The 23542-nt window shown below is 62.7% G+C and carries 33 protein-coding genes; 20 read left to right on the forward strand and 13 right to left on the reverse strand.

All coding sequences use genetic code 11. The features are described 5' to 3' along the window. The first annotated feature begins 18 nt into the window (after nt 1-18). Nucleotides 19-369, forward strand: a complete 351-nt coding sequence (locus tag AB4X18_RS10800; protein ID WP_370400085.1) for a hypothetical protein — start codon at nt 19-21, stop codon at nt 367-369. Here the strand turns inward: AB4X18_RS10800 and AB4X18_RS10805 are convergent. From AB4X18_RS10805 to AB4X18_RS10815, 3 genes are read right to left on the reverse strand one after another with little or no spacing between them, the layout of a single operon-like run. After that, complete coding sequence (locus AB4X18_RS10805) at nt 366-1535, reverse strand: lytic murein transglycosylase (RefSeq protein WP_432817418.1); 1170 nt, start codon at nt 1533-1535, stop codon at nt 366-368. The two genes, AB4X18_RS10800 and AB4X18_RS10805, sit on opposite strands and share 4 nt — an antisense overlap. A 17-nt stretch (nt 1536-1552) precedes the next feature. Then, complete coding sequence (gene cbiB, locus AB4X18_RS10810; RefSeq protein ID WP_370400086.1) at nt 1553-2461, reverse strand: adenosylcobinamide-phosphate synthase CbiB; 909 nt, start codon at nt 2459-2461, stop codon at nt 1553-1555. Continuing rightward, complete coding sequence (locus AB4X18_RS10815) at nt 2458-3411, reverse strand: threonine-phosphate decarboxylase (protein WP_370400087.1); 954 nt, start codon at nt 3409-3411, stop codon at nt 2458-2460. The genes cbiB and AB4X18_RS10815 overlap by 4 nt, the downstream gene beginning before the upstream one ends. A 167-nt stretch (nt 3412-3578) precedes the next feature. On the opposite strand from AB4X18_RS10815, the gene AB4X18_RS10820 reads away from it, so the two are divergent. Beyond that, nucleotides 3579-3944: a response regulator transcription factor gene (locus AB4X18_RS10820; RefSeq protein WP_370400088.1), complete on the forward strand. Its 366-nt coding sequence runs from the start codon at nt 3579-3581 to the stop codon at nt 3942-3944. On the opposite strand, the gene AB4X18_RS10825 is transcribed toward AB4X18_RS10820, so the two are convergent. Next, complete coding sequence (locus AB4X18_RS10825; RefSeq protein ID WP_370402614.1) at nt 3941-4921, reverse strand: glutathione S-transferase family protein; 981 nt, start codon at nt 4919-4921, stop codon at nt 3941-3943. The genes AB4X18_RS10820 and AB4X18_RS10825 overlap by 4 nt on opposite strands. A 173-nt stretch (nt 4922-5094) precedes the next feature. Here AB4X18_RS10825 and AB4X18_RS10830 point away from each other — a divergent pair, with 173 nt between their 5' ends. Next, nucleotides 5095-5454, forward strand: a complete 360-nt coding sequence (locus AB4X18_RS10830) for a hypothetical protein (protein WP_370400089.1) — start codon at nt 5095-5097, stop codon at nt 5452-5454. Nucleotides 5455-5546: 92 nt separating this feature from the next. Here the strand turns inward: AB4X18_RS10830 and AB4X18_RS10835 are convergent, their stop codons facing one another. Continuing rightward, entirely contained in the window at nt 5547-5987 is a 441-nt protein-coding gene (locus tag AB4X18_RS10835) for an NUDIX hydrolase (protein ID WP_370400090.1), read from the reverse strand. Further along, nucleotides 5974-7143, reverse strand: a complete 1170-nt coding sequence (locus AB4X18_RS10840) for a MalY/PatB family protein (protein WP_370400091.1) — start codon at nt 7141-7143, stop codon at nt 5974-5976. Before AB4X18_RS10840 ends, AB4X18_RS10835 begins: the two co-directional genes overlap by 14 nt. Nucleotides 7144-7239: 96 nt before the next feature. On the opposite strand from AB4X18_RS10840, the gene def (AB4X18_RS10845) reads away from it, so the two are divergent. The 5 genes from def (AB4X18_RS10845) to AB4X18_RS10865 are packed head-to-tail and all read left to right on the forward strand — an operon-like array spanning nt 7240 to nt 9898. Next, on the forward strand, nt 7240-7758 hold the full coding sequence (def, locus tag AB4X18_RS10845) for a peptide deformylase (RefSeq protein ID WP_370402615.1): 519 nt from the start codon (nt 7240-7242) through the stop codon (nt 7756-7758). After that, the gene (gene def, locus AB4X18_RS10850; protein WP_370400092.1) at nt 7755-8252 is read left to right on the forward strand and encodes a peptide deformylase; all 498 of its coding nucleotides are present in this window, start codon (nt 7755-7757) and stop codon (nt 8250-8252) included. Before def (AB4X18_RS10845) ends, def (AB4X18_RS10850) begins: the two co-directional genes overlap by 4 nt. Further along, the gene (gene def / locus AB4X18_RS10855) at nt 8249-8743 is read left to right on the forward strand and encodes a peptide deformylase (protein WP_370400093.1); all 495 of its coding nucleotides are present in this window, start codon (nt 8249-8251) and stop codon (nt 8741-8743) included. The genes def (AB4X18_RS10850) and def (AB4X18_RS10855) overlap by 4 nt, the downstream gene beginning before the upstream one ends. Beyond that, nucleotides 8743-9651, forward strand: coding sequence for a methionyl-tRNA formyltransferase (gene fmt / locus AB4X18_RS10860; protein ID WP_370400094.1), 909 nt, complete (start codon nt 8743-8745; stop codon nt 9649-9651). Before def (AB4X18_RS10855) ends, fmt begins: the two co-directional genes overlap by 1 nt. Nucleotides 9652-9661: 10 nt before the next feature. Next, nucleotides 9662-9898 (forward strand): hypothetical protein, encoded by a 237-nt coding sequence (locus AB4X18_RS10865; protein WP_370400095.1) that lies wholly within the window; start codon nt 9662-9664, stop codon nt 9896-9898. A 70-nt stretch (nt 9899-9968) separates the two neighbouring features. On the opposite strand, the gene AB4X18_RS10870 is transcribed toward AB4X18_RS10865, so the two are convergent. The 6 genes from AB4X18_RS10870 to AB4X18_RS10895 form a co-directional block, all read right to left on the reverse strand. Continuing rightward, entirely contained in the window at nt 9969-10592 is a 624-nt protein-coding gene (locus tag AB4X18_RS10870) for a trimeric intracellular cation channel family protein (protein ID WP_370400096.1), read from the reverse strand. After that, entirely contained in the window at nt 10589-11044 is a 456-nt protein-coding gene (gene rnhA / locus AB4X18_RS10875; protein ID WP_370400097.1) for a ribonuclease HI, read from the reverse strand. The genes AB4X18_RS10870 and rnhA overlap by 4 nt, the downstream gene beginning before the upstream one ends. Beyond that, a complete protein-coding gene (locus AB4X18_RS10880) occupies nt 11037-11630 on the reverse strand; it encodes a class I SAM-dependent methyltransferase (RefSeq protein ID WP_370400098.1) in 594 nt (197 codons plus the stop codon). The genes rnhA and AB4X18_RS10880 overlap by 8 nt, the downstream gene beginning before the upstream one ends. After that, nucleotides 11627-12079, reverse strand: coding sequence for a DUF3429 domain-containing protein (locus tag AB4X18_RS10885; RefSeq protein ID WP_370400099.1), 453 nt, complete (start codon nt 12077-12079; stop codon nt 11627-11629). The genes AB4X18_RS10880 and AB4X18_RS10885 overlap by 4 nt, the downstream gene beginning before the upstream one ends. Nucleotides 12080-12220: 141 nt before the next feature. Continuing rightward, nucleotides 12221-13171, reverse strand: coding sequence for a 4-hydroxy-3-methylbut-2-enyl diphosphate reductase (ispH, locus tag AB4X18_RS10890; RefSeq protein ID WP_370400100.1), 951 nt, complete (start codon nt 13169-13171; stop codon nt 12221-12223). A 276-nt stretch (nt 13172-13447) separates the two neighbouring features. After that, nucleotides 13448-14005, reverse strand: coding sequence for an NYN domain-containing protein (locus AB4X18_RS10895; RefSeq protein WP_370400101.1), 558 nt, complete (start codon nt 14003-14005; stop codon nt 13448-13450). Between the two features lie 125 nt (nt 14006-14130). Here AB4X18_RS10895 and folK point away from each other — a divergent pair, with 125 nt between their 5' ends. From folK to rnc, 11 genes are all read left to right on the forward strand, one after another. Further along, nucleotides 14131-14742: a 2-amino-4-hydroxy-6-hydroxymethyldihydropteridine diphosphokinase gene (folK, locus tag AB4X18_RS10900; RefSeq protein WP_370400102.1), complete on the forward strand. Its 612-nt coding sequence runs from the start codon at nt 14131-14133 to the stop codon at nt 14740-14742. A 72-nt stretch (nt 14743-14814) separates the two neighbouring features. After that, nucleotides 14815-15168: a DNA-directed RNA polymerase subunit omega gene (rpoZ, locus tag AB4X18_RS10905; RefSeq protein ID WP_370400103.1), complete on the forward strand. Its 354-nt coding sequence runs from the start codon at nt 14815-14817 to the stop codon at nt 15166-15168. A 34-nt stretch (nt 15169-15202) separates the two neighbouring features. Further along, nucleotides 15203-17353, forward strand: a complete 2151-nt coding sequence (locus AB4X18_RS10910; protein ID WP_370400104.1) for a RelA/SpoT family protein — start codon at nt 15203-15205, stop codon at nt 17351-17353. Nucleotides 17354-17397: 44 nt separating this feature from the next. Continuing rightward, nucleotides 17398-18075, forward strand: a complete 678-nt coding sequence (locus tag AB4X18_RS10915) for a DUF2062 domain-containing protein (protein ID WP_370400105.1) — start codon at nt 17398-17400, stop codon at nt 18073-18075. Continuing rightward, the gene (locus AB4X18_RS10920; RefSeq protein WP_370400106.1) at nt 18072-18821 is read left to right on the forward strand and encodes a pyridoxine 5'-phosphate synthase; all 750 of its coding nucleotides are present in this window, start codon (nt 18072-18074) and stop codon (nt 18819-18821) included. The genes AB4X18_RS10915 and AB4X18_RS10920 overlap by 4 nt, the downstream gene beginning before the upstream one ends. Further along, nucleotides 18818-19309, forward strand: a complete 492-nt coding sequence (locus tag AB4X18_RS10925) for a nucleoside deaminase (protein ID WP_370400107.1) — start codon at nt 18818-18820, stop codon at nt 19307-19309. Before AB4X18_RS10920 ends, AB4X18_RS10925 begins: the two co-directional genes overlap by 4 nt. Before the next feature lie 53 nt (nt 19310-19362). Next, complete coding sequence (locus AB4X18_RS10930; RefSeq protein ID WP_370400108.1) at nt 19363-19611, forward strand: type II toxin-antitoxin system ParD family antitoxin; 249 nt, start codon at nt 19363-19365, stop codon at nt 19609-19611. Then, the gene (locus AB4X18_RS10935) at nt 19608-19913 is read left to right on the forward strand and encodes a type II toxin-antitoxin system RelE/ParE family toxin (RefSeq protein ID WP_370400109.1); all 306 of its coding nucleotides are present in this window, start codon (nt 19608-19610) and stop codon (nt 19911-19913) included. The genes AB4X18_RS10930 and AB4X18_RS10935 overlap by 4 nt, the downstream gene beginning before the upstream one ends. Then, entirely contained in the window at nt 19910-20341 is a 432-nt protein-coding gene (gene acpS, locus AB4X18_RS10940) for a holo-ACP synthase (RefSeq protein WP_432817397.1), read from the forward strand. The genes AB4X18_RS10935 and acpS overlap by 4 nt, the downstream gene beginning before the upstream one ends. Before the next feature lie 58 nt (nt 20342-20399). Continuing rightward, nucleotides 20400-21236 carry a signal peptidase I gene (lepB, locus tag AB4X18_RS10945; RefSeq protein ID WP_432817398.1) on the forward strand — a complete coding sequence of 279 codons (837 nt, stop codon included), beginning with the start codon at nt 20400-20402 and terminating at the stop codon, nt 21234-21236. Then, nucleotides 21233-21916 carry a ribonuclease III gene (rnc, locus tag AB4X18_RS10950; RefSeq protein ID WP_370400112.1) on the forward strand — a complete coding sequence of 228 codons (684 nt, stop codon included), beginning with the start codon at nt 21233-21235 and terminating at the stop codon, nt 21914-21916. Before lepB ends, rnc begins: the two co-directional genes overlap by 4 nt. Before the next feature lie 10 nt (nt 21917-21926). On the opposite strand, the gene AB4X18_RS10955 is transcribed toward rnc, so the two are convergent. Continuing rightward, nucleotides 21927-22478: a thermonuclease family protein gene (locus tag AB4X18_RS10955; protein WP_370400113.1), complete on the reverse strand. Its 552-nt coding sequence runs from the start codon at nt 22476-22478 to the stop codon at nt 21927-21929. A 128-nt stretch (nt 22479-22606) separates the two neighbouring features. Here AB4X18_RS10955 and era point away from each other — a divergent pair, with 128 nt between their 5' ends. Beyond that, on the forward strand, nt 22607-23515 hold the full coding sequence (gene era, locus AB4X18_RS10960) for a GTPase Era (RefSeq protein ID WP_370400114.1): 909 nt from the start codon (nt 22607-22609) through the stop codon (nt 23513-23515). Nucleotides 23516-23542: the final 27 nt, after the last annotated feature.

The raw sequence follows: 23542 nt of genomic DNA on the forward strand, positions 1-23542 counted from the left end.
AGCGCCTAGGGTTTTGGGATGCGTATTCTGATCGCCCTTCTGTTCCTTGCCCCGCCCGCCCTGGCCGATGGTTTTCCCATGCTCAGCGGTGACCGGGCGCTGGACCGGGCCGAAGTCAACGCCATGACCTCCGGCGGCGATGTGGAGTTCTTCGAAGGCGGCGTGTCGCGCTATTCCGTCGGTGGTGCCTACAGCTATACCTACGCCGATGAGGGCGGCACCGCCTATGGTCGCTTCAACGTAACCCCCGATGGCCTGATCTGCATCGATTTCCGCAACGGACGCAGCCGCTGCGACCGCTTTGTGCACAGCCATGGACGGCTGGTGATGATCACCGAAAGCGGCGACCGCTATCCGATCCGGCCCTAGAGTTTCGACAAAAGCGCAGGCGTCGGCCAGCCATCCACCGGCATCCCAAGCCGCGCCTGTTCGGCCCGTACTGCCGCACGCGTGCCCGCCCCCAGAATGCCGTCGATCCCGCCCACGTCATGGCCCAATGACTGCAACCGGGTCTGCAGTTGTTTCATTGCGGCCCCGTCCAGCCCCGGTTCGGGCTGGCCCGCATCGAACACCTGCGCGCCGTTCAGCCGTGTAGCGAAATAGGCGGCGGTCATCACGTAGGTAAAGCTTTGATTCCAGTCGAAATAGACCTGAAAATTAGGGTATGTCAGAAACGCCGGCCCACCGCGCCCCTGCGGCAGCAGCACCGACGCGTCCAACCCCTCCCGCAGCGGCCCATTGCGCGGCTGCACCCCCATCGCCTGCCAGTCCGACACCGGTTTGACGGTCTGCAAGCCCGTCTGTGACCAGTCGAAATCGCGCGGCAAGGCAACTTCGGCAATCCATGGCTCACCCGCGCGCCAGCCCAGATCCTGCAGCATCTTCGCCCCTGACATCAGCGCATCCGGCGCGGAGGTTTTCAGCGAAACCATCCCGTCGCCATCACCGTCCACCCCATTGTCGAGTATGTCGCGGGGCAGCATCTGCACCATGCCGATCTCTCCGGCCCAGGCGCCCGTGGTGGTGCGCGGATTGAACGCGCCGCGCGCGAACAATTCCATCGCGGCAAAAACCTGTGGCCGGAACAACTCGGGCCGCCTGCAATCATGGGCCAGTGTCACCAGCGCGTTGGCGGTGTTGAAATCCCCCTGAAAGCTGCCGTAGTCCGTCTCGAACGCCCAGAACGCCAACAGCACGCCCCGGTCCACGCCGTATTCCGCTTCGATCCGGTCAAAGACAGCGTCGTATTTCTGACCGTTGGCCCGCCCCCGGTTGATCCGGTCGTTTGAAATCAGCCGCCGGGCGAAATCCACGAAAGGGATCTGGAACACCCCCTGCTTGCGATCCGCGCGCAGCACCGCAGGGTCCTGCCGGACCCCTTGCAGGAACCGGTCCGCCGTGTCAGGCGCGATGCCGTGGCTGGCGACCGCCTCCGCCTTCAGCCCGTTCAGAAAATCACCGAAGGCTCCACCGCATTGGGCCAAGCCGGGCAGCGGAAGCGCGCACAGCGCCGCAGCAATCATCACACGTCGCATCATGACTTTTCACATCCTCAAAAAAGACCCGCCAAAACCGCCAGCGCCAGCATGATCCCCCAGGCCTGCCACAGGCGGGCGATGGCGGCATCAATGTCGGCGGGCGTCAGCACCCGTTTGCCCTGCGGGTTCACCCAGGGAAACGATTGCATCACGCCATCATAGGCGCGCGGCCCGGCAAGGGCCACCGCGATGGCGCGCCCCATCGCCGCTTCGGGCCACCCGGCATTCGGGGAGCGGTGCAGCCGCGCATCCGCGCGGATCGCGGACCAGTCGCCCAGCAACCCGGCGGGCAGCGCGATCAGCACCGCCGTCAACCGCGCCGGTATCCAGTTCAGCACGTCATCCATCCGGGCCGCCGCCCAGCCAAATGCCTCATGCCGGGGCGTGCGGTAGCCGATCATGCTGTCAGCGGTGTTCACCACCTTGTAGACCAGCATCCCGGGCAACCCGCCGACAAGGAACCAGAACGCAGGCGCGACCACCCCATCGCTGAGGTTTTCCGCCGCACTCTCAATGGCCGAACGGGCGACGGCGGAGGTGTCCATCGCGCCCGTGTCCCGACTGACGATCATCGCCACATCGCGACGGCCCTGTTGCAGCGACATGCGCAACCCCCGCGCCACGGCGGCGACGTGATCCACCAGCGACCGTTGTGCCAGCAGGATGGCGGCGACCGCGATCTCCACCACGGCCCCGAACAACGACAACAGCCCTCCGACCAGCCCCGCCGCGGCCATCAACCCCAGCAGCGTGATCAACCCCTTTGCCTGCCGCGCAGGGCCTTCATTGAACCGCCTGTCCGCCCATCCGATCAGCCGCCCCATCAGCACCGCAGGATGCGGCAGACGCTGCCACAGCCAGCGTGGTTCGCCCATCGCGGCATCCAGCACAAGGGCCAGCACAAGGATCAGCGCGGTGTTCATGTCGACAGCGCACGGGACAGCCGTTCCCACCCCTCCGGCCCCGGCAACCCAAGGCGCAGCCAGCGGGGATTGTAGGGAAAGACACGGCTCCAGATGTGATGCCGGGCCAGCCGGTCCTGCCAATCGGCGGCCTGGGCCACGTCGAAAAGCCGAAACAGCGGTGTACCCCCGACCTGCGCCGCACCCGCGTCCTGCATCATGGCGTCCAGCCTGTGCGCATCCGCAGCCAACCGCGCCCGCGTTCCAACCGCCCAATCCGCATCCGCCAGCGCCGCGCGCCCGATCTGCAGCGCGGGTCCGGCCACGGCCCATGGCCCCTGCCGCGCTTCAAGCTGTGCGACCAGCCCCGGATCCCCGATCACGAATCCCAGCCGCAGCCCCGCCAGGCCCCAGAACTTGCCAAAACTTTTCAGGATCAGCGTGCCCGGCACCCCGGCCTGCTGCATCAGGCTCTGTTCCGGTGCGATGTCGCAAAAGCTTTCATCGATGATCCGCAGGGGTCCTGTCAGATCGCCATCTTCCCACATACGCCCGTCGGGATTGTTGGGATGGACATGCACACTGGCATCCGCCCCCGGCGCTGCATCCACAATCTCCCAGCCCGCCTGCGCGAAACTGGCGGCATGTTCATTGTAGGTGGGGCGGGGGATGTGAACGCGGCCCGCAGGCATCAGGCCGGGGATCTGTGCAATCGCGGCGGAGGCCCCCGGCACCGGCAATACGGCGCAACCGTCCGGCACCTGCCAGAACGCCCGTGCGGCGGTGATCAGCCCTTCCCGCGCGGCACTGTCGGGCAGCGCCGTCCAGGCATCGGGGGACAGCGCAGGCATCGGGTAGGGCACCGGATTGATCCCGGTCGACAGGTCAAGCCACGCCTGACGATCACCACCATAAAGGCGCGCGGCGGCATCCAGCCCGCCGCCATGATCCCTTTCGCCGTGCTGGCTCACCTGACACTCCGTATTTGCGTAGCAATTGTGCACAAAGCTGAAAATCGGCCCCTGCGCAAGCAACGAGGTTGAGTGAGAAGTTAATTTGTGCGTAAGCTTTTAAACTGCGGGTTGAGGGACGCCAGATATTTCGGCTGCGTCATGTTTGGCTCGCCAGGGGCTATTTTATGAATGTTTTGATTGTCGAAAGCCAGAGAGAGCTTGGCACACTCTGGAAACGTCACCTGGACCGACAGGGAATGGACGTGACACTTGTTGGCGGGCAGGAAGACGCGATTACCCATCTGGGCAGCCATCCCACCGACATTATCGTGCTGGATCTGGTGCTTGAAGAAGGCGCGGCCTTGACCGTGGCGGATTATGCCAATTACCGTCGGCCGGACGCGCGGGTTGTCTTCGTGACCAACACAAGCTTCTTTTCGGATGGGTCGATCTTTGCCCATTCGGCCAACGCCCGCGCGTTTCTGCCCAGCGACACCGCGCCAGAAGATCTGGCCGCGATGATCGAACACTATGGCGCCGACGCGCCCTAGGACGTGCCGCGCCCGTGTGGTGCGTTGAAATCCAGAACCGGATTGATCGGGATGATCCGGTGCGGATTGATGCTGTCGTGACTGTAATGATAGTGCCGCACGATGTGGTCGAAATGCACTGTCTCCGCCACGCCGGGACGCTGGTACAATTCGCGGGTGTAGCCCCACAGGTTGGGGTAGTCGATGATGCGCCTGCGGTTGCATTTGAAATGCAGGTGATAGACCGGGTCGAACCGCACCAGCGTCGGGAACAGCCGCCAATCCGCTTCGGTCAGCGCGCCGCCCATCAGATAGCGGTTCTGCGACAGCCGGTCCTCGATCCAGTCGAGTGTGTCGAACAGGGGCCCGACCGCCTCGTCGTACGCCTCCTGCGTGGTGGCAAAGCCGCAGCGATAGACGCCGTTGTTGAAGGTGTCATAAACGCGGTCGTTCACGGGTTCGATGGCGGCGCGCAGGTCCTCGGGCCAATAGTCAACCGTGTTTCCCGTCAGCCCGTCGAAGGCGCTGTTGAACATGCGGATGATTTCAGAGCTTTCGTTGGAGACGATGGTGTTTTCCTGCGTGTCCCACAGGATCGGCACCGTCACCCGGCCGGAGAATGCGGGATCGGCGCGAGTATAGATGTCGCGCGCGAAGGGCAGGCCAAACAGGGTGTCCCCGGTGGCCCCATCGAAATCGGTGTCAAAGGTCCAGCCGTCCGACATCATGTCTGGATGCACCACGGACACGCCGATATGCGGGGCAAGGCCCTTGATCTGGCGAAAGATCAGCGTCCTGTGCGCCCAGGGGCAGGCATAGCTGACAAACAGGTGGTAACGCCCGGACGCGGCCTGAAACCCGCCACGTCCCGATGGCCCGGCGCTGCCGTCCGCTGTCACCCAATTGCGGAACTTGGCCGCCGCGCGCTCGAACTTGCCGCCGCTTTTGGAGGTGTCATACCAGGTGTCGTGCCATTTCCCGTCTACCAGAAGGCCCATTTTGATCGCTCCCATGTCCTGCGTCAGACTGTACCTAGGCCAGTGCCGTGTGTCTGCCCATAAGCGTGGCAGCGCATCCGCCCTGCGCTGATGCACAGGAATATGACGACAGGCCCGGAATCGCGTTGACTCTGCGCCTTGATGGCGCATTTCCTGTCGCGGGGGTACTGCACATGGAAACGACCTTTTCGAAGGAGTTGAGCGACGCATTGGATACCGCGCGCCGGATGACCATGCAGAAGAAGTCGCGGTTGCGCGCGCTGGCAGGTGGCAAGGTCTTCGGGGTGGAGCGGATGTGGAAATCCGGTTTTGCCATTGATCTGGCCGATGCGCCGCGCCTGCGCGGTCTGGTCGATGTCTTCGACGGGTCCCACCATCTGTTTCAATGTCTGATCGTGGCCAGCCGCGAAGAACCGGGTGTGATGTGCTATGACTTCAAGCGGGCCACGCCGGTGGCCACGGAAGCCGCACTTGATTTCGTGCAGGAGCCGAAGGTGGATGTACTGCGGTTGCCTCGTCCGGCGTTAACCTGAAGAACGCCGCGCAGCCCCTTGTTTCTGCATCAGTAACAAAAGGTTAACGGCTGTCCCCGCGGGGACAGATCGACATTTTGCGCGGAAATCCATCACCGGTCCAGCGCCATACGGGCCACGTCTGCCACATGGGCGCTGCACTTCAGACGCCCGGTGATGATGTCGTTCAGCGTGTACCAGCCCGTATCGCTCACGTCATCGCTTGCCACCGCCTCACCGGAGCCGAAGCGGCACAGGACCGCCGCCAGCAGGAAGTGAAACTGCAAAGCCCCGTTGTCATCCCGCAAAATGACATCGATGTTGGTCAGATAGGTTTCGGGGTGCGCGGTGACGCCGGTTTCCTCCAGAAGTTCACGCGCGGCGGCGGCCATCGCGGTTTCGCCCACCTCCACATGGCCACCCGGAAACCCCCAAAGGCCCGCATCCGGTGGGTTGCGCCGTTGCACCAGCAAAAGCCTGTCGTCCTGCCGCACAATAGCAAGCGCTGCAAGCTTGGGGTATCCCGGCACTGTCAGGCTGCTATTGCAGGTCACCAAACGCCTTGGTGAGCCGTTCGCACGCCTCCTCCACCCGCGCGCGGGGCGTGGCGATGTTGAACCGCATGAAGCTTTCCCCGCCCTTGCCGAAGGTGGGGCCATGGTTCGTGGCAATCTGCGCGTCCTGCTCGATCCGGCGGGTGACCTCCGCCCGGTCCATGCCGGTGCCGTCGAAATCCACCCAGCTGAGGTAGGTCGCCTGAAGCGTCATCGACCGCAGGCCGGGAATGGCGTTGATGGCGCTGTCAAACATCTGCGCATTGCCTTGCAGGTAGGTGACCAGTTCATCGGCCCACGCCGCGCCCTCGGGCGAATAGGCGGCGGTGGCCATGAACAGGCCAAAGGAGTTGGGCGACAGCCCCAGCGCCATCATCCGCGCGCCGAACCGTGCCCGCAATTGCGGGTCTTCGATGATCACGTTGCCCACATGGCTGCCCGCGATGCTGAAGGTCTTGGTGGTGGCGGTCATCATCACCAGCCGGTCGGCGATCCCGTCGATATGGGCCATGGGAATATGGGTATTGCCGGGCATGACGATGTCGTGGTGAATTTCATCCGACACCAGGATCAGATCGTGCCGCCTGGCAAAATCCGCCACCCCCTGCAGTTCGTCGCGGGTCCAGACGCGGCCGCCGGGGTTGTGCGGCGAACACAGGATCAGCATCCTTTCCGTCCCGGTCATCTGCGCATCCCAGGCGTCGAAATCCATGACGTATCTGCCATCCACCTGCGGCATCGCGCACTCCACGGCGGTGCGATGCGCGGCTTTGATCACCTTGGCGAAGGCGTGATAGACTGGCGTGAACAGCACCACGCCGTCCCCGGGTGCGGTGAAGGCATCCACGCAAAGCGCCGCGCCATTGACCAGCCCATGCGTCGTGAAGACCCATTCGGGCTGCACGGTCCAGCCGTGGCGGTTTTCCATCCACCACTGGATGGCGTTCAGGTAATCGCCGTCATCGCCGAAGTATCCGTAGAACCCGTGATCCACGACCGCTTGCACCGCGTCCTGTATGACCTGCGGCGGGCGGAAATCCATGTCGGCCACCCACATCGCCAGACCGGTATCCGCGGGGACGCCGTAAATCGGCTCCATCTTGTCCCACTTGGCGCAATGGGTGCCACGGCGGTCGATGATCTCGTCAAAACTCATGAAGGTCTCCTGATCGTTCTGCCGCAACCTAATCCGATGCGCGCCAGCCGCAAGGCCCCGGTTGCACGGGGTGGCGGGTTGACTTACATCAGCCCCATGAAGCGCACGATCCTTTTGCACCCCGATCCACGTCTGAAAAAGACGGCCCAGCCGGTTGACGACCTCAGCGATGAGTTGCGCACGCTGGCCGACGATATGCTCAAGACCATGTACGAAGCCCCCGGCATCGGGTTGGCCGCCCCGCAGGTCGGTGTTTTGCAGCGGTTGATCGTGCTGGATTGCGTGAAGGAAGAAGGTGCAAAGCCGCGCCCGTTGGTCATGTTCAATCCGCAGGTGATCGCATCCTCGGATACCGAGAACACCTATGAGGAAGGCTGCCTGAGCATCCCCGACCAATACGCCGATGTGACCCGCCCCGCAGAGGTTGACGTGCATTGGATCGACCGGGACGGAAACGCGCAGGAAGAACGCTTTGACGGGCTTTGGGCCACCTGCGTGCAGCACGAAATCGACCATCTGGATGGCAAGTTGTTCATCGACTACCTCAAGCCGCTCAAGCGGCAGTTGATCACCCGCAAGATGGTCAAGCTGAAACGCGAACTGGCGCGCGGATGAGCGTGCGGGAGATTGTCCTGTGGCCCGATCCGCGCCTGACGCAGACCTGTGTCCCCGTGGAGGCAATCACGCCGGAGATCGAAACCCTTGCCGCCGATATGCTGGAGACGATGTATGCCGCACCCGGGCGCGGCTTGGCCGCACCGCAGGTTGGGGTTTTGCAGCGGTTGTTCGTGATGGATGTTGGCTGGAAGGAAGGGAAATCCGATCCGCTGGTCTGCATCAACCCGATGTTGCAGGAGGTGAGCGAGGACCGCGCGACCGGTGAGGAAGGATGCTTGAGCATCCCCGGCGTGCTGGCCGAGGTCAGCCGCCCCGCGCAGGTGCAGATGGTCTGGACCGGGATAAATGGCGCGCGGTACGTGCAAAGCTTTGATGGGTTCGCGGCGGCTTGCGTGCAGCATGAGCTGGACCATCTGGACGGGGTTGTAACATTCGATCATCTGGGTGCCGATGCGCGGGCGGCGCTGATGGCGGAGTATGCCGCGCAATGACCGTGCGGCGGTTCATTCCATGGCCCGACAAGCGTTTGCGCACGCCCTGTGCGGTGGTGGCGGAGGTAACGGACGAGACCCGCGCGCTCTGGGCCGATATGGTCGATACGATGGATGCGATGCCGGGTGTCGGGCTCGCGGCCTGTCAGATCGGCGTGATGCAGCAGGTTGCGGTGGTGGATGCCAGTGCGGAGCGCAACAAGCGGATTTACCTGGCCAATCCGGTGATCCTCGAAAGCTCCGTCAAGATGAACGTGTATGAAGAAGGCAGTCCGAACCTGCCGGGGGTTTCTGCCAAGGTGACGCGCCCGCGTGCGGTGACGGTGCGGTATCTGGATGAAACCGGCACGGTGACGCGGCGCGATTTCGTGGGGCTGGAGGCGACAAGCGTGCAGCACCAGATCGACCATCTGGCGGGGAAGATGTACTTCGACCGGCTCAGCAAGGTGAAGCGCGACATGCTGCTACGCCGCGCGCGGAAGGTGGGCTGATGCGGGTTGTGTTCATGGGAACGCCTGATTTCTCCGTGCCGGTGTTGGTGGCGCTGGTCGAGGCGGGGCACGAAGTTGCTGCCGTCTATTGCCAGCCGCCCCGCCCTGCCGGGCGCGGGCAGAAGGAACGGCCCAGCCCGGTGCAGGCGCGGGCGCAGGCGCTGGGGCTGGACGTGCGGTATCCGGTGTCCCTGAAGTCGCCGGAAGCGCAGGCGGAATTTGCAGCACTGGATGCGGATGTGGCGGTTGTCGTGGCCTATGGTCTGATCCTGCCGCAAGCGGTGTTGGACGCGCCGAAACACGGGTGTCTGAATATCCATGCGAGCCTTTTGCCGCGCTGGCGTGGGGCGGCGCCGATCCACCGGGCGATCATGGCGGGGGATGCCAAAACGGGCGTGTGCATCATGCAGATGGACGCGGGGCTCGACACCGGGCCGGTGTTGCTGCGCGAGGAGACAGCGATTGGGGCGGCGGAAACCACGGCGGACCTGCACGACCGGCTGAGCGTGATGGGTGCGGATGCAGTGGTGCGGGCGCTGGAGGCGCTGGGTGATCTGACGCCCGTGCCGCAGCCGGACGAAGGCGTGACCTATGCCGCCAAGATCGACAAGGCCGAGGCGCGGATCGACTGGACGCGGGATGCCGTAGAGGTGGATCGGCTGATCCGGGGGCTGTCGCCTTTTCCGGGGGCCTGGTTCGAGCAGGACGGCGCACGGGTGAAAGCGCTGGGGTCTGTGCTGGATGCGGGCGATGGCGCGCCGGGGGAAGTGTTGGACGATGCCTTGCGTGTGGCGTGCGGCGCAGGGGCGGTGCGGCTGACGCGCTTGCAACGGGCGGGCAAGGCGGCGCAGGATGCGGATGTATTTCAACGCGGCGCGCAGATTGCGCGCGGCGCGCGGCTGGATTGAGGAGAGTGCGATGTTTTTGACGCTGTTCGGGACGGTCGTGATTGCCGGGATCATCGGCTATGCCTCCGAGAAGACAGGCTGGACGCACAACGGCTATATCCAGTCGATCATTATCTGCGTGGGCGGGGCGTTCCTGTTCTATTTCATCCGCATCATGTTCGGGTTCGGATTTGCGTCGCCGGGGATGAACGCCATCGTGTCTTCGATCGGAGCGCTGATCATCGTGCCGTTTCACTGGCGGCGATGAGGTTGAATGGCCCGAAGGGCCATGGCCTTCGGCGGGTATTTAGAGCCAAAAAGAGACAGGGCGCGGCGCTTTATGTCTTGGGTGGGGTGCTTTTGTAGACGGGCAGGTGCCAGCCGAAGGCCAGTGAGCCTGCACGCAGGGTCCAGCAGATGGCGGCGCAGCCCAGCAGCGCGAGGGTGGTGTCGAGGCTGAAGAACCGCGCGAGCGCGGCGGTGGCGGCACCGGCGAAGGCGGCGGTGACGTAGAGTTCGCCCTGTTGCAGGACAAGCGGGACCTGTCCCACCACCACATCGCGCATCAACCCGCCCATGCATCCGGTGATCATGCCCATCAGGATCACGATGACGGCCGATTGATCCAGCGCGATGGCAACGCCTGCGCCCGCCGCAACGGCGATGGCGAGCGCGAAGCTGTCGAGCCAGATCAGCGCGCGGTAGCGGCTTTCGAGCAGGTGGGCGGTGAAGAAGACGGTGAGCGCGGCGCCTGCGGCAACGGCGAGGTAGGTGGGGTTGGCGATCCAGAAGATCGGGTTGCGGTCCAGCAGCACGTCGCGGGTGGTGCCGCCGCCCAATGCGGTGAGGCTGGCGATGAAGGCGAAGCCGACGAGGTCGAGTTGCGCGCGGCTGGCGACCAGCGCGCCGGTCAGCGCGAAGATCAGCACGGAGCCGTAGTCAAGAAGATCAACGAGGGTCATTTGGGTTTGAAGGGCGCCATGCCAGCGCGGGCCAGCGCATCGGCGCGTTCGTTTTCGGGGTGGCCTGCGTGGCCTTTGACCCATTCCCATGTGACATCATGCTGGGCGGTGGCCTGATCCAGCCGTTTCCACAGTTCCGCGTTCTTCACCGGCTTTTTCGCGGCATTCTTCCAGCCGTTCTTCTTCCAGCCGAAGATCCAGCCGGTGATGCCGTTCTTGACGTAGTTGCTGTCGGTCACGATCGTGATTTTTGTCGGGCGGTCGAGCGTTTCGAGCGCGTGGATCGCGGCCAGCAGTTCCATGCGGTTGTTGGTGGTTTCCGCCTCCCCGCCCTTGAGTTCGCGTTCCTTGATGACCCTGTCGCCGTCGCGCGCGATCATCAGCGCGCCCCAGCCGCCGGGGCCGGGATTCCCGGAGCAGGCACCATCGGTGTAGGCAAAAAGTTCAGGCATGGGCGCGCAGCGCGATCCAGTCGGCGGGCGCGCCGTCGAGCCCTTTTTCGCGGCCCGTGGCACGGTCGGTCACGGTAAAGCCCGCTTTCGCCAGCAGCCCGGTCAGTTCCGCGTCGGTGTAGTAGGTGTAATACCGCCCGAGGCGGTCGCGTTTTTCCCCGGTGCCGGATTTCAGCGCGATGTGCAGGATACCCTGCGGTTTGGTTGCACGGCGCAGCGCGGCAAGGTGGCGGGGCATGTCGGCGCGCGGGGCGTGCAGCAAGCAGAAGTTGGCCCAGATGCCATGGTAGGCGTCCGTTTCGATGATGTCATTGAAGGTGGCGATGCGGGCGGTGACGCCGTCGTGTTCCGCCGCAAGTGCCACCATTTCCGGCACGGCGTCCGTCGCGGTTACTTCGCACCCGGCCTGCGCCATGGCAGCCGCCGAGTGGCCCGGACCGCAGCCGAGATCCAGCACGGCGGCCCCTTTCGGCAAGGCGGCGAGGAAGGCGTGCAACAGCGGGTCGCGCGCCGCACCAGAGGACGTCAGCGCATTGTATTCGTCGACCTTGGCAGCATAGACGGCAAGGGTTTCAGGATCGGTCATACCCAGATCCCGATGGCGAGGCAGGCGAGGACCATCACGGTCAACTGGATCCGCAGGGTCATCCACCACGCGGGCGTCAGGCCCCAGCGCTGGAAGAAGAAATCAAGGATCAACACTGCCAGAAAACCGGTCGCCAGGTTGGTCAGCGCGCTGACCGGGCCGGTGCCGGGCATGAAGAACCACCACAGGGCCGGCAGGACCGATAGCCCGTAGGCGGCAATCGCGCGCCCGCCCGTGGCCGTGGTGGCAAAGCCCCAGAGCACGCCGGACATGAAGGGCAGGATGATGCCGCCATAGCGGATCATGATCAGCCGACCATCGCCTGAAAGCACGGGGGGCAGGTTGGCTTCCTGTCCGCCGGACAACCCGAGGATCAGCAGGGCGGCCCAGACGAAAGGGGTCAGCCCGGCAATGCCGAGCAGCAGGGCGGGGGCGGGGATGCGGCTCATTCTTCTGTGGTCCTTCTGGTCACGCGCGTGTCGGCCTTGACCGGGGGGTAATGACCGAAGGGGGATCCATGCGCAATCCTTCGCCCGGGTGCCGTGGATGCAACCTAGGCCAGCGATTCGGCGCGGTAAAGGGCCGTGCGATCAGGCGGATGCGCGCAGGACGCGGGGGACCTTGAATTCGACGTTCTCTACCGCGGTTTCGACCATTTGCGATGTGACGTCATAGCGAGCCCGGAAGGCGTCGATGACTTCGTCGATCAGCACCTCGGGGGCGGATGCGCCTGCGGTGATGCCGATGCTGGTGATCCCGTCCAGAGCGCGCCAGTCGATGTCGGTGGCCCGCTGCACCAGTTGGGCATAGGGACAGCCCGCGCGGGTGCCGACTTCGACCAGACGTCGGGAGTTGGAGGAGTTGGGCGCGCCCACCACCAGCATGGCATCGCATTTGGGCGCCATTGCCTTGACCGCGTGCTGGCGGTTGGTGGTGGCATAGCAGATGTCTTCCTTGTGCGGTCCCACAATGGCAGGAAAACGCGCCTGAAGAGCTGCGACGATGTCGGCGGTGTCATCCACGCTGAGGGTGGTCTGGGTGACATAGGCGAGCCGCTGGGGATCGCGCACGGAGATGCAGGCCACGTCTTCGACGGTTTCGACAAGCAGTACGTCCCCTTCGGGCAGTTGGCCCATGGTGCCGACGGTTTCGGGGTGGCCCGCGTGGCCGATCATGATCATCTGCAAACCGTTGTCGGCGTGGCGCTGTGCTTCGATATGCACCTTGGAGACCAGCGGGCAGGTGGCATCGACGTAGATCATGTTGCGCGCCTGTGCCGCTGACGGCACCGATTTGGGCACCCCATGGGCAGAGAAGATCACGGGCCTGTCGTCGGGGCATTCGGTCAGTTCCTCGACAAACACCGCACCTTTTTCGCGCAGGCTGTCGACAACGAATTTGTTGTGCACGATTTCGTGCCGCACGAAGACCGGCGCGCCCCATTTCTCCAGCGCCATCTCCACGATCTTGATGGCCCGGTCCACGCCCGCGCAGAACCCGCGTGGCGCGGCAAGGTAAAGGGTCAGCGGCGGTTTCGTCATTTTGTTCTCCTGCGTTCCGACAGACGTAGTGCCTGTATCCGCCAAGGTCCAGTTGGCGTGACGTGAAACACCTGATTGCCAGACCCTGACCGGCGCATGTCACCTTCGGGCTGCAATTTCGTGGATCTTGTCATATTTTAACAGGTGTTCTTCCACAAGCGCCTCGGTGCCGGGGTTGCTTGGGGAGGCCACGGGGGAGATCATCGTCCGGGCGGGGGGCAGGGACGGCCTTTTCTGGGTGACACGTTGCGCCGACAGGATCGCGAACCACAGATCCTAGCGGGCGTCAGGTGCGGATCCGCCGTCGCGGGGCGGGCGACCGATGACGTCGCGCAGTTCCTCCAGCTCAATGAAGTTGTCGGCCTGCCTGCGCAGATCATCGGAAATCATCGGCGGCTGGCTGCGGATGGTGGAGACCACGGAGACGCGGACGCCCTGCCGTTGCAGGCTTTCCACCAAGGGCCGGAAATCGCCATCGCCCGAGAAGATCACCATGTGATCGACATGGGGGGCAAGTTCCATCGCGTCCACGGCCAGTTCGATGTCCATGTTGCCCTTGACCTTTCGTCGGCCCATGCTGTCGGTATACTCCTTGGCCGGTTTGGTCACCATCGAGAACCCGTTGTAGTTCAGCCAGTCCACGAGCGGCCGGATCGGGGAATATTCGTCATTTTCCAGAAGAGCCGTGTAGTAGAAGGCGCGCAGCAATTTGCCGCGCCGCATGAATTCCTGCCGCAGCAGCTTGTAGTCGATATCAAACCCAAGTGTCTTCGCCGCTGCATAGAGATTGGAGCCGTCAATGAACAGCGCCAGACGTTCATCTTTGTAGAACATGTGTATCCTTTTCGGCGTAGATCGCGCCCGCAGATAGAGGAAATGTGTTGTGTCCGAGAGTGAAATTAAACCAGTTAATAAAACTCGCGCCCTTAATTTGGGCGCATCACTAGGGATTTTTGACCATGTCGCAAGCCTTCGGTCACGGGGAAAACGGCGGTAGATCGCTCAAAACCAACAATCGTGTGCTTATCGCACTTGGTTCTAACCTGACGTCAACAGCCGGAACACCTAGTGAAACTCTTGAATTGGCGCTTCAACGCCTGATTGAAAGGGGTGCGGTGATTCGCAGTCAAAGCCGATTATATAGCACACCAGCCTTTCCTGCAGATACCGGACCTGATTTCGTCAATATGGCATTGTGGCTAAATCTTGCAGGCACACCGCGAGACATCCTTACCGTGCTGCATGACGTCGAAGCCGAACTGGGCCGCGTTCGCACCGCCCGCTGGGGGGAGCGGACCCTTGATCTGGACCTGATTGCCATCGATGATCTGGTGGTGCCGGACGCGCAAACCCATGCGAAATGGCGCAATCTGGCCCTGCCCGAGCAGATGGCGCAGGCACCCGGCGAACTGATCCTGCCGCATCCGCGTCTGCAGGACCGCGCCTTTGTGTTGGTGCCGCTGGCCGATATTGCGGCGGACTGGTGTCATCCGCTGTTGAACCGGACCGTCACCCAGATGCTTGACGCCCTGCCGCAGGCCGATCGTGACAGCGTTGTCAGGTTGCAATAGCGGCTTGTAAATCAGGAGAATCAGGCCTAGATAACCGTCTTCTGACCGCATTTGCTGAAATTGGAGTATTCCATGGCCCGCGTGACCGTTGAAGACTGTGTCGATAAAGTTCCCAACCGTTTTGATCTGGTGATGCTGGCCGCACACCGGGCGCGGGAAATCTCTGCCGGGTCGCCCGTCACCGTGGACCGCGACAACGACAAGAACCCTGTCGTGTCCCTGCGGGAAATCGCGGACGAAACACAGTCCGCCGAGGACCTGCGCGAGCGTCTGATCGAAAGCAACCAGAGCCAGATCGAAGTGGACGAGCCCGAAGAGGACGCAATGGCGCTTTTGATGGGGCAGGAGCAGGACAAGCCCGAAGAAGACAGCATGTCCGAAGAGATGTTGCTGCGTCAGTTGATGGCGGCGCAGGGTCAGGGCTGACGCCACTGACGGGAGGGCCGAAAGGCGAGGGAGCATGCAGACGGCAGATTTCAGCGCTGATGCTCTGCTGGACCTCGTCAGGGCCTACAATCCAAAAACCAACGCGCCGCTCATCCGGGCGGCGTATGAATTTGGTGCAGAGATGCACAAGGGCCAGAAACGCCATTCCGGCGAGCCCTATTTCACGCATCCCGTGGCGGTTGCGGCGATCCTGACGGAACAGCAGCTGGATGATGCAACGATCATCACCGCGCTGTTGCACGACACCATCGAAGACACAAAGGCGTCCTTCACCGAAGTGGAGAAGCAGTTCGGCCGCGAGGTGGCGGAACTGGTCGATGGGGTCACCAAGCTGACCAACCTGCAACTGAATTCGACCGAGACCAAGCAGGCGGAGAATTTCCGCAAGCTGTTCATGGCGATGTCCAAGGATTTGCGGGTCATTCTGGTCAAGCTTGCCGACCGGCTGCACAACATGCGCACCATCAAGGCGATGCGGCAGGAAAAACAGGGCAAGAAGGCGCGCGAAACGATGGATATCTATGCGCCTTTGGCGGGCCGCATGGGTATGCAGTGGATGCGCGAGGAGTTGGAAGACCTCGCGTTCAAGGTGCTCAACCCCGAGGGGCGTGCCAGCATCATGCGACGGTTCATCACCCTGCAACGCGAAAGCGGCGACGTGATCCAGCGCATCACAACCGACATGCGCCACGAGCTTGAGCGCGCGGGCGTCGAGGCGGAGGTGTTCGGGCGCGCCAAGAAACCCTATTCGATCTGGCGCAAGATGCAGGAAAAGGAGCTCAGCTTTTCGCGGCTCAGCGATATCTACGGCTTTCGCATCATCACCCGGTCGGAAGAGGATTGTTACCAGTCGCTGGGCGCGATCCACCAGCGCTGGCGCGCGGTGCCGGGGCGGTTCAAGGATTACATCAGCCAGCCGAAGTCCAACGGGTATCGGTCGATCCACACCACCGTGTCGGGTCGCGACGGCAAGCGGGTCGAAGTGCAGATCAGGACCCGCCAGATGCACGATGTGGCTGAAAGCGGCGTGGCCGCGCATTGGTCCTACCGCGACGGGGTGCGCGCGCAGAACCCCTTTGCCGTCGATCCCGCCAAGTGGATTTCGCAACTGACCGAACAATTCGACGCCGAGGAAGATCACGAGGATTTCCTGGAAGCCGTCAAGCTTGAGATGTACGCCGACCAGGTGTTCTGCTTTACCCCCAAGGGCGACGTGGTGAAGTTGCCGCGCGGGGCGACGCCGATTGATTTTGCCTATGCCATTCACACCCGCATCGGCAATGCCTGCGTCGGGGCCAAGGTGGACGGGATGCGCGTGCCGCTGTGGACACGTGTGAAGAATGGTCAAAGCATCGAGATCATCAGCGCCGAAGGCCAGACCCCGCAAGTGACCTGGCTGGACATCGCCACCACCGGCAAAGCGAAAAGCGCGATCCGGCGGTCGTTGCGCGCGGTGGACAAGGCGCGTTTCGTGAAGCTGGGTCAGGAATTGGCACGGTCGGCCTTTGCGCAGGTGGGCCGCAAGGCGACAGACAAGGCGTTGCGCACCGCCTGCAAGAACATGCGACTGGAAAGCGTGGAGGACCTGCTGGCGCAACTGGGCAGTTCCGAATTGACCGGCCGCGAGGTCGTGCAGGCCGTCTATGCCGATCTGGCCCCCCGCAAGAGCGATCAGATCAGCGCGCAGGAAGCCGTGGTCGGGTTGGAGCCGGGCCAGTCGTTTGACCGGGGCACCTGTTGTCATCCGCTGCCCGGCGAACGCATCGTTGGCATCACCTTCAAGGGCAAGGGCGTGACCGTTCATGCGATTGATTGCGACAAGCTGAGTGCCTACGAGGATCAGCCGGAACGCTGGATCGATCTGCGCTGGCATGACGGCACCCATCCGGCGGTCTATGACGCGGTCATTGACCTGACGCTGAGCAATGGGACGGGCAACCTTGGGCGGATCTGCACCTTGATCGGTGAGGCGTCGGCCAATATCTCAGATCTTGAGTTTATTGAGCGCAAACCTGACTTTTACCGACTTCTGATCTATGTGTCTTTCAGGGACGTGGCGCATCTTCACGGCCTGATGATGACCCTTGAAGCCGATAGCGATGTTGCCCAGATCAGGCGCCATCGCGGCGGCGATGTGGTCAAGCGTGAGAGAGTGAGTATCTGACAGATGCAAGGGTCAGATATTTCGACAGACAGTGGAAGCCTGCTTTGATTTTCAAGCGTCGCGATCCGAAACCCGCCTTGCGCGCGGTGGCCGAATTCCTGTGGCCCCGCGGCGGTTGGACGCGCGCGTTTCACTATGTCAAATACCGGATGAAGCGCCTGCCGGACAGCCCTGACCGGATTGCGCGCGGCATCTGGGCCGGTGTCTTTACTGCCTTCACCCCCTTTTACGGTCTGCACTTTGTCATCGCCTTTCTGTTGGCGCGGGCGATGAAGGGGAACCTGCTGGCGGCGTTGATGGGCACCTTTTTCGGCAACCCGCTGACCTATGTGCCGATTGGGGTCGTTTCGCTGCAGACCGGGCATTTCATCCTGGGCAGCAAGATGGACGAAGGGGTGCATCGGTCGCTGGGTGGCAAATTCGTGGATGCGGGATCTGACCTGTGGCACAACCTGATTGCGATCTTCACGGATGCGAAGATGGATTGGGCGGGCCTTTCCGTCTTCGGTCACGAGGTTTTGTACCCTTATCTGATCGGCGGCATTTTGCCCGGTATCATCTGCGCGACGGTCTGTTACTACCTGATGGTTCCGCTGCTTTACGCCTATCAGAAGCGCAGGCGCGGGATGCTGAAAGCGAAATTCGAAGAACTCAAGCAGAAGGCCGCGGCCAAGGCGGAAGTGAAACGCAAGGCCAAGGGATCCGGGGAAGGGACGCCATGACGACACAGGAAAAACTGCGGCTGGGTGTGAACATCGATCACGTGGCCACCGTGCGCAATGCGCGCGGCGGTGACACGCCGGACCCCTTGCGCGCCGCGCGGATCGCCGAGGAATCGGGTGCCGACGGCATCACCGCGCACCTGCGCGAAGACCGCCGCCACATTTCTGACGCGGACATCGAAGGGCTGATGAACATGCTGAGTGTGCCGCTCAACTTCGAGATGGCCGCCACCGATGAAATGCAGGCGATTGCCCTGCGTCACAAGCCCCATGCGGTGTGCATCGTGCCCGAAAAGCGCGAGGAACGCACGACCGAAGGCGGGTTGGAAGTGGCGCGAGAGGAGAACAAGCTGGCGCATTTCATCGCGCCGCTGCGGGACGCGGGGTGCCGGGTGTCGATCTTCATCGCCGCCGACAAGCGCCAGGTTGACGCCGCGCACCGGATCGGGGCGGAGGTGATCGAACTGCATTCAGGTGCCTATTGTGACGCCCATCATGAGGGTCGGTTTGACGACCGCGATCGGGAGTTGGAAGCCTTGCGGCAGATGTCGACCTATGCCCATGATCTGGGGCTTGAAGTGCATGTGGGTCACGGGCTGACCTATGAAACCGTGCAGCCGGTCGCGGCCTTCCCCGAAGCCCGCGAATTGAACATCGGGCACTTCCTGATCGGCGAGGCGATCTTTCGCGGGTTGCAGCCCGCCATGGCCGAGATGCGGCGGTTGATGGATGAGGCGCGGGGGTGACGGATACTGTCGCGCCGACTGATCTTGAGCGTGAAGTGATCGCCAGTATCAACGTCTGGGCGGTGGAGATTGACCGGGCGGAGGCGGCACCAGCCTTTACCGCTGCCATCTTGCTGGACGGGAAAGAGCTGGTGCGGGGGCGCAATACCGCCGCGCAGGACGAGGACCCATCGCATCATGCCGAGATTGTGACCATGGCGAAGGCTGCGGCAGCCCTTGGCAAACGTGATCTGTCCGATTGTACGCTGGTGTCATCATGCCAGCCCTGTGAGATGTGTCTGGCGGCAATGCGCTGGGCGGGGATTACCCGTGTGATCTTTGGTGCACGGCAGGAGGACATCGACGCGGAGATGTTTCGTTTCCCGGATTTGACGCTGCCGCAGTTTCACGCGGCCTGCGGCGGTGCGTTCGACTATGCGGGCGGGGTGCACGACGACATGGTGCAACACCTTTACCGCGATACCGCGGCGCGCTGGGGCAAGGGTTGATCGGGACGCTCGCTGCGGTATATTCAATATGAATAATGCGCAGGAGTATCGAGATGGCAACCACAAGTTTCAGTCTGGGAGAGCATTGGGACAAGTTCATCAAGGAGCAGGTGGCCGAAGGGCGTTATGGCTCTGCCAGTGAGGTGGTGCGCGAGGCGCTGCGGCATATGGAGATCGAGCGCGACAAGCTGGCAGCCCTTCGGGCGCATGTGCAGGAGGGCATCCGGGATGCGGATGCGGGGCGGTTTGTGGATGACTTCGACATTCAGGACGTGATCGCGCGCGCCAAAGCGCGCACGTGAGCAGGGGTTTTCGTGTTTCGTCCCGTGCAAGCGCAGACCTTGATGACATCGCTGACTATTCCCTGAGAACCTGGGGCGCAGATCAGATGGCAAGCCTTCTGGTTGCACTTGATGAGCGGTTTGCGCTGTTGGCTGAACATCCCGGCATGGGGCAAGCCCGCCCGGAGATTGGGCCGGACTTGCGAAGTTTTGTGGTTGGCCCACATGTGATTTATTATCGTGGATCGCATCAAGCGGTAGAGATTGTCGCCGTGTCACACGCGGCGCGGGACGCGGCAAAAACGCTGAAAGGTCCGATGTGATCCTCGGCATCGGCACCGATCTGGCGAACATTGAGCGCATTCAAGGGACTTTGGACCGGTTCGGGGACCGGTTTCGCAATCGGGTCTTCACCCCCGTCGAGCAGGCCAAGGCGGAGCGCCGTCGCGATGTCGCGGGCACCTATGCCAAACGCTGGGCCGCGAAGGAGGCCTGTTCCAAGGCGCTGGGCACGGGGTTGCGGATGGGGATCGCGTGGCGGGACATGGCGGTCAGCAACCTGCACACAGGACAGCCGGTGATGGAGGTGACGGGATGGGCCGCCGAACGGCTGGCCAAGATGACGCCGCCGGGGCACGAGGCGATCATTCACGTCACACTGACGGACGATCACCCCTGGGCGCAGGCCTTTGTCCTGATCGAGGCGCGTCCCCGTGACGTGAACGCGCCCAGCGCCCCGCACTTGCCTTGACAGTGCAGCCCCCCGCCCGCATGTACCCTTGGAGAACCGAGTACGAGGATTTTGCCGCATGGCCGAGACCGAAAAGAGCGGCAACGCCTTTGTCGAAACGATCAAGACAATCGTCTATGCCCTGCTGATTGCAGGGGTTTTCCGGACCATTTTCTTTCAGCCCTTCTGGATCCCGTCAGGGTCGATGAAGGAGACGCTTCTGATCGGCGATTTCCTGTTCGTGAACAAGGTGGCCTACGGCTATTCCTATGCGTCCTGTCCCAGCCTGCGGCTGCAGCGGTTCGGCATCGACGTGGACGCCAAGGACATTTGCGGCTTCTTTGATGGGGACAACACGCGACTGTTCGGGGGCGAGCCCGAGCGGGGGGATGTGGTGGTTTTCCGTCACCCGGTTTCGGGGCGGGATTATATCAAGCGGCTGGTGGGCCTGCCCGGTGACCGGGTGCAGATGAAGGCCGGTGTGCTGAACCTCAATGGTCGCCCGGTCGAGGTCGAGGACGCGGGAACGTTCGAGGAAGTGATGGAGCCACAGGGCCCGCAGCGCATCCGCCCGCGTTGTGCCAACGGCGCGGTCGGGGATGGCGGGATGTGTATCAAGGAACGCCAGATCGAAACCCTGCCCAATGATGTGCAGCACACGATCCTGAACATCGGGCCGCAACGGGTGGATGACACCGGCGTCTATACCGTGCCGGAGGGGCATTATTTCTTTATCGGGGACAACCGGGACAATTCGCTCGACAGTCGGGTGCCTGCGGCGGCCAACGGTGTGGGTTTCGTGCCGTATGAAAACCTGATCGGCCGCGCCGACCGGATCATGTTCAGTTCAGCGGGTCGGTCGATGCTGTTCTTCTGGACCTGGCGCGGCGACCGGTTCTTCAAAGCGGTGCAATGAAGCTGAGCGGGGATCTGCGCGATTTCGAGGCCCGGATCGGCCACGCCTTTGCCGATCCTGCGCTTTTGGTGCGCGCGGTGACCCATGCGTCGATGTCCTCGGCCAATCGGGATGACAATCAGCGGCTGGAGTTCCTGGGTGACCGGGTGCTGGGGCTGGTGATGGCCGAAGCGCTGCTGGCGCTGGACCCGAAGGCCACCGAAGGGCAGTTGGCGCCCCGGTTCAACGCGTTGGTCCGCAAGGAGACCTGCGCGGATGTGGCGCGGGAAGTGGATCTGGGCAAGGTGCTGAAACTGGGCCGGTCGGAGATGATCTCGGGCGGGCGGCGCAAGCAGGCGCTTTTGGGTGATGGGATCGAGGCGGTGATTGCCGCCGTCTATCTGGACGGCGGGTTCGAGGCGGCCAAGCGCCTCGTGTTGCGGTTGTGGGGGGATCGGACACAGGCGGTGGACGAAGATGCCCGTGATGCCAAGACGGCGTTGCAGGAATGGGCGCAAGCGCGCAAACTGCCGCCACCCGCCTACGTCGAGGTCAGCCGCAGCGGGCCGGACCATGCACCGGTCTTTACCATTGCCGCACAGTTGGAGAATGGGGCAGAGGCGCAGGCCACCGCGCCGTCGAAACGCCGCGCCGAACAGGCTGCCGCCGCCAGTTTGCTGGCCGAATTGGAGAAATCCTAGAAGTTGCTCCTCAGTCAGGCTTGAAATACCCCTTTTGGCGGGCAGCAGCGCGCCAGAGTTTCTTGCGCGTATCAGGCGGTTCCAGGTGGCTATATCGCCCGCCTGAATATTTTGGCCAATCCACCGCCAAGCCCTGTTTGACCAGTTCTGCTGCAATATCTCTTCCGTCGGGCAGATAGCAAACGCCTACGACACGGTTGTAGGACATCTCATCACAGATTTTTGCGGTGATGACCTTGCCCTTACACATGTGGATCACGGCCCATTTGGATTTGATTCCAAACGGGTGATCCAGTTCTGGTGCATCGATGCCCGCGATGCGTATGTGCGTCTTGTTGATAACGATCGTATCGCCGTCGATGACATGGCACTTGCCCTTCAGGACCTTGTTGCCAGCGAAACGTTTTTGAGTTGCGGTATGCTTGGCCTTGAGTGAGCTGGGATTAGGGTGGATAACAGCACCGCCGAGCCGCGCTTTACCGCTTGATCTTTCCGGTAAGTACGAGCGTTTGGGCGGCGGAGGTCGCGTGCCGAATAGGAATCGATAGATCTTTCTGAACATAACAATCTAACTTTAGTGAACACATGGGCGAAACTATGGCGATCACCTTGGCGGGTGGTATATCCACAGCCATCCCTGTAAGCGCTAGTTGTCAGAAAACCGCTTTGGATTGGAATAGGAGAGGGGCTATGCCCACACGCGCCGGTTTTGTCGCCCTGATCGGAGAGCCCAACGCGGGCAAATCCACGCTGTTGAACCGCATGGTCGGCGCGAAGGTGTCGATTGTGACGCACAAGGTTCAGACCACCCGCGCGCGCATTCGCGGGGTGGCGATGGAGGGTGAGGCGCAGATCGTGTTCGTGGATACGCCGGGGCTGTTTCAGCCGCGTCGTCGGTTGGACCGCGCGATGGTCGCTGCCGCCTGGGGCGGGGCGGCGGATGCGGATATTGTGGTGCTGATGGTGGAGGCGCATCGCGGTGTGACCGAAGGGGTGGAGCGTATCCTTGAGGGTCTGGGCGACATCGGCAAGGGACGCACCGTGGCGCTGGCCATCAACAAGATTGACCGGGTGGAGGCACCCGTGCTGCTGGGGCTGACCAAGGATCTGAATGAGCGGTACGATTTCGCGGAGACCTTCATGATTTCGGCCGAGCGCGGGCATGGTGTGGATGTGCTGCGGACATGGCTGGCGGGAGAGTTGCCGGAGGGGCCGTGGTTGTACCCAGAGGACCAGATTGCGGACCTGCCGATGCGGATGATCGCCGCAGAGATGACGCGGGAGAAGCTGACGCTGCGGCTGCATCAGGAGTTGCCTTATCAGTTGACGGTGGAGACGGAGAACTGGGAGGAGCGGCCCGATGGATCGGCGCGGATTGACCAGCTGATCTATGTGATGCGGGATGGGCACAAGGGGATCGTGCTGGGCCACAAGGGCGAGACGATCAAATCGGTCAGCAAGGCGTCAAGGATGGAGCTGGAGGAATTCCTGGGCCGCAAGGTGCATTTGTTCCTGCAGGTGAAGGTGCGGCCGAACTGGTTGGAGGACTCCGAGCGGTATTCCGAGATGGGGTTGGATTTCAAGGATGGGAACGGGTGACGCTTGATTGCTGAGCGGGGGCGCATT

It is taken from the genome of Sulfitobacter rhodophyticola (assembly GCF_041281685.2).
Lineage (GTDB): Bacteria > Pseudomonadota > Alphaproteobacteria > Rhodobacterales > Rhodobacteraceae > Sulfitobacter.

What these genes read in the sequence shown, in the direction of transcription:
- AB4X18_RS10930 (WP_370400108.1), top strand. Translation starts at nt 19,363, where the DNA reads ATGGCAACCACAAGTTTCAGTCTGGGAGAGCATTGGGACAAGTTCATC.
- rpoZ (WP_370400103.1), top strand. Translation starts at nt 14,815, where the DNA reads ATGGCCCGCGTGACCGTTGAAGACTGTGTCGATAAAGTTCCCAACCGT.
- AB4X18_RS10895 (WP_370400101.1), bottom strand. Translation starts at nt 14,005, where the DNA reads ATGTTCTACAAAGATGAACGTCTGGCGCTGTTCATTGACGGCTCCAAT.
- AB4X18_RS10840 (WP_370400091.1), bottom strand. Translation starts at nt 7,143, where the DNA reads ATGAGTTTTGACGAGATCATCGACCGCCGTGGCACCCATTGCGCCAAG.
- AB4X18_RS10800 (WP_370400085.1), top strand. Translation starts at nt 19, where the DNA reads ATGCGTATTCTGATCGCCCTTCTGTTCCTTGCCCCGCCCGCCCTGGCC.
- fmt (WP_370400094.1), top strand. Translation starts at nt 8,743, where the DNA reads ATGCGGGTTGTGTTCATGGGAACGCCTGATTTCTCCGTGCCGGTGTTG.
- folK (WP_370400102.1), top strand. Translation starts at nt 14,131, where the DNA reads ATGTCGCAAGCCTTCGGTCACGGGGAAAACGGCGGTAGATCGCTCAAA.
- AB4X18_RS10955 (WP_370400113.1), bottom strand. Translation starts at nt 22,478, where the DNA reads ATGTTCAGAAAGATCTATCGATTCCTATTCGGCACGCGACCTCCGCCG.
- rnhA (WP_370400097.1), bottom strand. Translation starts at nt 11,044, where the DNA reads ATGCCTGAACTTTTTGCCTACACCGATGGTGCCTGCTCCGGGAATCCC.
- AB4X18_RS10910 (WP_370400104.1), top strand. Translation starts at nt 15,203, where the DNA reads ATGCAGACGGCAGATTTCAGCGCTGATGCTCTGCTGGACCTCGTCAGG.
- lepB (WP_432817398.1), top strand. Translation starts at nt 20,400, where the DNA reads ATGGCCGAGACCGAAAAGAGCGGCAACGCCTTTGTCGAAACGATCAAG.
- AB4X18_RS10880 (WP_370400098.1), bottom strand. Translation starts at nt 11,630, where the DNA reads ATGACCGATCCTGAAACCCTTGCCGTCTATGCTGCCAAGGTCGACGAA.
- rnc (WP_370400112.1), top strand. Translation starts at nt 21,233, where the DNA reads ATGAAGCTGAGCGGGGATCTGCGCGATTTCGAGGCCCGGATCGGCCAC.
- AB4X18_RS10920 (WP_370400106.1), top strand. Translation starts at nt 18,072, where the DNA reads ATGACGACACAGGAAAAACTGCGGCTGGGTGTGAACATCGATCACGTG.
- def (WP_370400092.1), top strand. Translation starts at nt 7,755, where the DNA reads ATGAGCGTGCGGGAGATTGTCCTGTGGCCCGATCCGCGCCTGACGCAG.
- AB4X18_RS10870 (WP_370400096.1), bottom strand. Translation starts at nt 10,592, where the DNA reads ATGACCCTCGTTGATCTTCTTGACTACGGCTCCGTGCTGATCTTCGCG.
- def (WP_370400093.1), top strand. Translation starts at nt 8,249, where the DNA reads ATGACCGTGCGGCGGTTCATTCCATGGCCCGACAAGCGTTTGCGCACG.
- AB4X18_RS10865 (WP_370400095.1), top strand. Translation starts at nt 9,662, where the DNA reads ATGTTTTTGACGCTGTTCGGGACGGTCGTGATTGCCGGGATCATCGGC.
- era (WP_370400114.1), top strand. Translation starts at nt 22,607, where the DNA reads ATGCCCACACGCGCCGGTTTTGTCGCCCTGATCGGAGAGCCCAACGCG.
- cbiB (WP_370400086.1), bottom strand. Translation starts at nt 2,461, where the DNA reads ATGAACACCGCGCTGATCCTTGTGCTGGCCCTTGTGCTGGATGCCGCG.
- def (WP_370402615.1), top strand. Translation starts at nt 7,240, where the DNA reads ATGAAGCGCACGATCCTTTTGCACCCCGATCCACGTCTGAAAAAGACG.
- AB4X18_RS10885 (WP_370400099.1), bottom strand. Translation starts at nt 12,079, where the DNA reads ATGAGCCGCATCCCCGCCCCCGCCCTGCTGCTCGGCATTGCCGGGCTG.
- ispH (WP_370400100.1), bottom strand. Translation starts at nt 13,171, where the DNA reads ATGACGAAACCGCCGCTGACCCTTTACCTTGCCGCGCCACGCGGGTTC.
- AB4X18_RS10825 (WP_370402614.1), bottom strand. Translation starts at nt 4,921, where the DNA reads ATGGGCCTTCTGGTAGACGGGAAATGGCACGACACCTGGTATGACACC.
- AB4X18_RS10805 (WP_432817418.1), bottom strand. Translation starts at nt 1,535, where the DNA reads ATGCGACGTGTGATGATTGCTGCGGCGCTGTGCGCGCTTCCGCTGCCC.
- AB4X18_RS10820 (WP_370400088.1), top strand. Translation starts at nt 3,579, where the DNA reads ATGAATGTTTTGATTGTCGAAAGCCAGAGAGAGCTTGGCACACTCTGG.
- AB4X18_RS10830 (WP_370400089.1), top strand. Translation starts at nt 5,095, where the DNA reads ATGGAAACGACCTTTTCGAAGGAGTTGAGCGACGCATTGGATACCGCG.